The 4,718-nt window shown below is 59.6% G+C and carries 4 protein-coding genes; all 4 read left to right on the top strand.

All coding sequences use genetic code 11. The annotated features are described in order from the left end of the window. On the top strand, window positions 1-382 hold a 382-nt coding region (locus VIH17_12885), incomplete at its 5' end, for a FeoA domain-containing protein (GenBank protein ID HEY4684126.1). A 296-nt stretch (window positions 383-678) separates the two neighbouring features. After that, window positions 679-1,170, top strand: a complete 492-nt coding sequence (locus VIH17_12880) for a cupin domain-containing protein (GenBank protein ID HEY4684125.1) — start codon at window positions 679-681, stop codon at window positions 1,168-1,170. Window positions 1,171-1,377: 207 nt separating this feature from the next. Next, window positions 1,378-3,672: a protein kinase gene (locus VIH17_12875; GenBank protein HEY4684124.1), complete on the top strand. Its 2,295-nt coding sequence runs from the start codon at window positions 1,378-1,380 to the stop codon at window positions 3,670-3,672. Between the two features lie 495 nt (window positions 3,673-4,167). Then, a partial coding sequence (locus VIH17_12870; protein HEY4684123.1) for a hypothetical protein occupies window positions 4,168-4,718 on the top strand: 551 nt, incomplete at its 3' end.

Below are 4,718 nucleotides of genomic sequence, written 5' to 3'. Positions count from 1 at the left end.
TCTGGTTGCCGACACGGTCACTGAATCCATCTGCACCCTGCTCGGCCATCCGGAAACCTGCCCGCACGACAAACCCATTCCCCCGGGCGAATGTTGCTTACGGGCGAGAAACCGGTCCGAGCAGACGGAGCACGCCGGGGTGGAGCCTGCGCCTATCATGCGACTGGATGCGGCCTCGCCCGGAGAACGCTTGCGCGTGGCTTTTATCGCCACCCAGTCTCCGGCGCGGCTCGATCGGCTTGCGGCCTACGGGCTGACCGCCGGGTCAGTCATCCGGCTGGTCGAGACAACGCCGGCGTTTGTCGTCGAGTGCGAGCACACGCAAATCGCCATGGAGCGAGGCATCGCTCGGGAAATCCACGTGGTGCGCATAGGGCCATAGCAGGCCTGCTAGAACATTATCAGTGTTTCCTACCAGTGACACTCAGAAGGAAAAGTAGACCCGTCGGCACAACTGTTCGGCATCGAACCACATCGCGAAACCCTGCCCAAAACCTAACCGTTACGGCATACGAGGCAACCGACCCGCAAGGTCTTCATCGACTACCTGCCTGGTTGGATGTAATATGACGCCTCGAATCCCAACATGACCTGGGTACTGGCGCCAAGCTATAGCGGGCGCGTTTACAACCCTCGGGGAGGCAAAAAATGACAAGAATGTCAGCCAGGGGGCTTGCCTTGGCAAGCGTCTTCACGCTAGCTGTGATCGGATCTGCGCGTTCACCTAAGAGCGAGCACATTCAAGTCACTACCGCCGTCTCTAGCTACTTTTCTGTGAAGTATCAGCAGGCCACATGGTCGAAGATTGTTCCTGAACTGGGCAACGATTCGCCCGAAATAACCATCTTGCGGGTTGACCCGAAGACCCAGGCCACGCACCTGCTCATCCGCAACCCGCGAAAAATCCATGTCCCCCTTCACTGGCACAGCGCGAATGAAACCCACACCATTCTTGCAGGCACTATGGTTTTTGAATGCGAAGGGAAGCGCGACGTACTTGGGCCAGGCTCCTTCAACTACATTCCCGCGAAGATGGTTCATCAGGCCTGGCTGCCGGACGGTGGTTTGGTGCTGATTACCGTTGATGGTGCCTGGGACATCAACTGGGTCGCTGGCGGACCCACGCAGACCGATGTCGGGGTCGATCCTCCGCCTACCCCCTCGAAGTAGAAACAACTGTATTACTTTTGAGTCCTCAACGTCTGGCGTTTTCGTTGGCGCCTGCCCTGACCTTATGATCCTAACGACACTCGAAAAAGAAAACGTCTCGACACGCTCCCAAGTGGAAGTTCTGGAGTTTGAGCCGAATATGCGGCGTGCGTTGACATACCTGTCGGTGCAGGCCTAAGATGCCCACCCACGGCAGGTTCTCTTTCCATGATTGGGCAGACACTGGGCCACTATCACATCCTGGAGAAGATCGGGGAAGGTGGGATGGGCGAAGTCTATCGCGCCCAGGACGACCGTCTGCGCCGCACAGTTGCCATCAAGGTTCTTCCAAAGGAAATTGCGAGCCACGCAGAGCGCCGCGCCCGGATTCTGGCCGAAGCCCGCGCGGCAGCGGCGCTTAATCACCCCAGCATCACGACCATCTATGAAGTGGGTGAAGAGGAGGAGCAAGTCTTTATCGTCATGGAGGTAGTTTCCGGGGAGACGCTGCGGGCGATGCTTTCCGAAGGGCCTCCAGACCCGCGAACTCTCGTTCGCCTTGGGGCGCAGGTGGCCGAGGCACTAGCGGCTGCTCACGCGCAAGGAGTTGTGCACGGCGACATCAAGCCGGAAAACATCGTCGTGCAGCCGGATGGTCGGCTGAAGCTGCTCGATTTCGGCATTGCCCGCCACGTGGCCGCCGAAACCGTCACCCGCACCCGCACGGCCACCATAGCCTCCTGGTTGCCGGAATCACAAATCGCGGGCACGCTTGCCTACATGGCGCCCCAGCAGTTGCGTGGCGAGGCCGGCGACACCCGCGCCGACCTGTTCTCGCTGGGCGTGGTGCTCTACGAGCTAGCAGCCAATCGCCGTCCGTTCCTGGGGCCAACAACGACGGCCTTGGTCACGCAGATTCTGAACGATACTCCGACGCCGTTGAGTGGAATCGCCTCCGGTGTGCCCAGCGAACTGGCGCGGATTGTACACAAGTTACTTGAGAAGCAGCCGGAGCGTCGCTACCAGTCGGCGCGCGAGGTGCAGGTGGACTTGAGCAACCTTAGTCGCGACCTCGAACTTGGGATGGTGCTCCCGACCGTCGTCGCCGGCAAACGGAGGGTTGCCGTTCTCCCCTTCAAGTTGCTGACCCCGAGCGCCGAGGACGAGTACCTGTCGGTGGCGCTGGCGGACGCCGTCATCAATCAGTTGGGGGCAAGCAGCGAGCTGCTGGTGCGGCCGACGAGCACCGTAATGCGCTACGCCAAGCAGCCTATGGACCCCCTGCTCGCGGCGCGGGAGCTGAACGTCCAGGTCGTCGTGGACGGCAGCATCCAGAAGCTGGGGCAGCGGCTGCGCGTGCACGTGCAGGCCTGGAACGCCGCCGACGGCGCAACGCTACTTTCCGGCAAGCACGATTCCGAGCTGAGCAACCTCTTCGGGCTGCAAGACAAAATTGCCGATGGCTTGGCGCGGGCGCTCGGTACGAAACCTACAGCGGGAGGCCCGGCAGAGCCGCCGACGAAGAATCCAGTCGCCTATCAATTGTTCCTGCGCGCAGTGGAACGCCTCCAACGACTGAATCGCTGGGACACACGCACCGCCATCGAGATGCTGGAGAATGCGACTCAGCTTGACTCGCGCTTTGCAGATGCTTGGGCGCGGCTCGCCGAAGCCTGCTTGTTAATGGCGATTTCCTTTGACCCGAATCCGAAGTGGATTCGCCAAGCCGAGCGGGCGGTGCGTCGCGCGCTAGCGCTCGACCCGGCCAATGTAAATGCCCTCTGTGCCCGCGGGCGCGTGCTGTGGGCCCCAGTCAAAGGATTCCAACATCGCCCCGCTGTGCGCGCGTTTGACCAAGCCGTGCGGCTGAATCCAGGTTGCCATCAAGCCTGGCTCTGGACGAGCATCGTTTTTTCCCATGTGGGCTTGCACCAGGAAGCCATCGAAAAAGCCGCCGTCGCCATGGCCACCAATCCCGACGATCCGATGACGATTTTCTCCATGGGCCATTCCAAGCAGTTTGCCGGAGAATTTGAGGAAGCCGAGGAATACTTTGCCCGCATACTGACCCTCGAGCCCTCTCACCTCTGGGGAAACATTTTCTTTCCGGGAATTTCTCTCTACGTCGGCCGCTTGGATCGCGCGGAGGAAAAGATTCGTGTGGCGACGCAACTGGCACCAAAAGACCCCTTGGTGGCGAGCTGGGAAGCTTTGCTCTGGGCCAAACGGGGTGAGCCACGCAAGGTCGAACAGGCGGCGCAGCGAACACTACGTGAAAAGCGCATCTTCACTTATTCCCATCATGCCTATCACGCCGTTGCGGCCGCCTATGCTGTCATCGGAAAAACCGCGCAGGCTATCTCTGTCTTACGGAAGGCCACGAGGATCGGCCTGCCCAACTATCCCCTGTTCCGCGACGACCCGCACTTTGCCTCCCTGCACAACCATCCGCAATTTCTCCGCTTGCTTGCCGACTTGAAGCGCGAGTGGGAAAGCTATAAGCGGGAATTTCGTCGCCCTTGAGCCCCCTGAGTTGACTTGGCTTGGCAGCAGGGACATAGGATCTCGGAGGCGGCGCGCTTTCAAGACCTGCTGCACCCTGTCAGCCTGCTGCCCTTAAAATCGTGCCAAAAGGTTGAGTTTTTGACCCGCACAGAATTCCCGCAACTCTGTTGGTGGAATCAGTAACTTCTGGAAGGGGCTGAAGAAACCCTTTCGGCAGTAGATGAAATGCACGCCCACTGCGGCAGATGAGCTGCTCTGGCCGTATTCAGCGACAGACATGCTAGCCAGCAAGTCTCGTATGCCTTTGGCAAACCTCCGAGCCCGAGACTATGATCTCCCCTGAGCGAGGCATCGCTCTGGAAATCCACGTGGTCCGTACCGGCCCTCTGGCCAAATCTCGGCTGAGCATCTAGAATGATCGGCATGAAAAGGGATCCAAGATTTCAGAACCGTTCGCTATCGCGACTAATAACCCTCTTCGTTGTGCTCGACAGCCTCGCTGGGATGAATTTCTTGGCGGGTGTCGCCCGGGGCCAGTCCCGGCCTGCCGGGACACCTCCCCCGATCCGGGCCGAGCGCGTGCAACAGGATGTGAATTTTCTCGCCGGCCCGGCTCTGCGAGGCCGCGGCAACGGAACCAAAGAGCTCCACAAAGCCGCAAAATTCATTTCTCGTGAGTTCCAGCGCGCCGGCCTCGAGCCCCTGGGCGAGCGCAAGAGCTATTTTCAATCGTTCCCGGTCACGGTGGGCGCCAAACTCGTTGGCCGAAATTCTCTCGAGGCGCGTCGTAATGGATCCATCGAGAAAATCGCCATAAACCAGGACTACCTTCCACTCAGCTTTTCCGAGTCAGGGACTGCGAGCGGCGAAGTGGTCTTTGCCGGTTATGGGATTACCGCGCCGGAGCACCACTACGATGACTACGCCGGGATCGAAGCAAAAGACAAAATCGTGATTGCCATGCGCCATGAACCGCAGGAAGACGATGATAAGAGCGTCTTCCAAGGCAAAGACCTGCCCTCCCATTCCCTGCTGGTCAATAAGATCATCAATGCGCGCAATCA

It is taken from the genome of Candidatus Acidiferrales bacterium (assembly GCA_036514995.1).
Taxonomy (GTDB): Bacteria; Acidobacteriota; Terriglobia; order Acidiferrales; family DATBWB01; genus DATBWB01.
This window is presented reverse-complemented; position numbering and strand designations above follow the sequence as displayed.

Excerpts from the sequence above, each read along its gene's own strand:
- VIH17_12875 (HEY4684124.1), top strand. The coding sequence starts at position 1,378 with ATGATTGGGCAGACACTGGGCCACTATCACATCCTGGAGAAGATCGGG.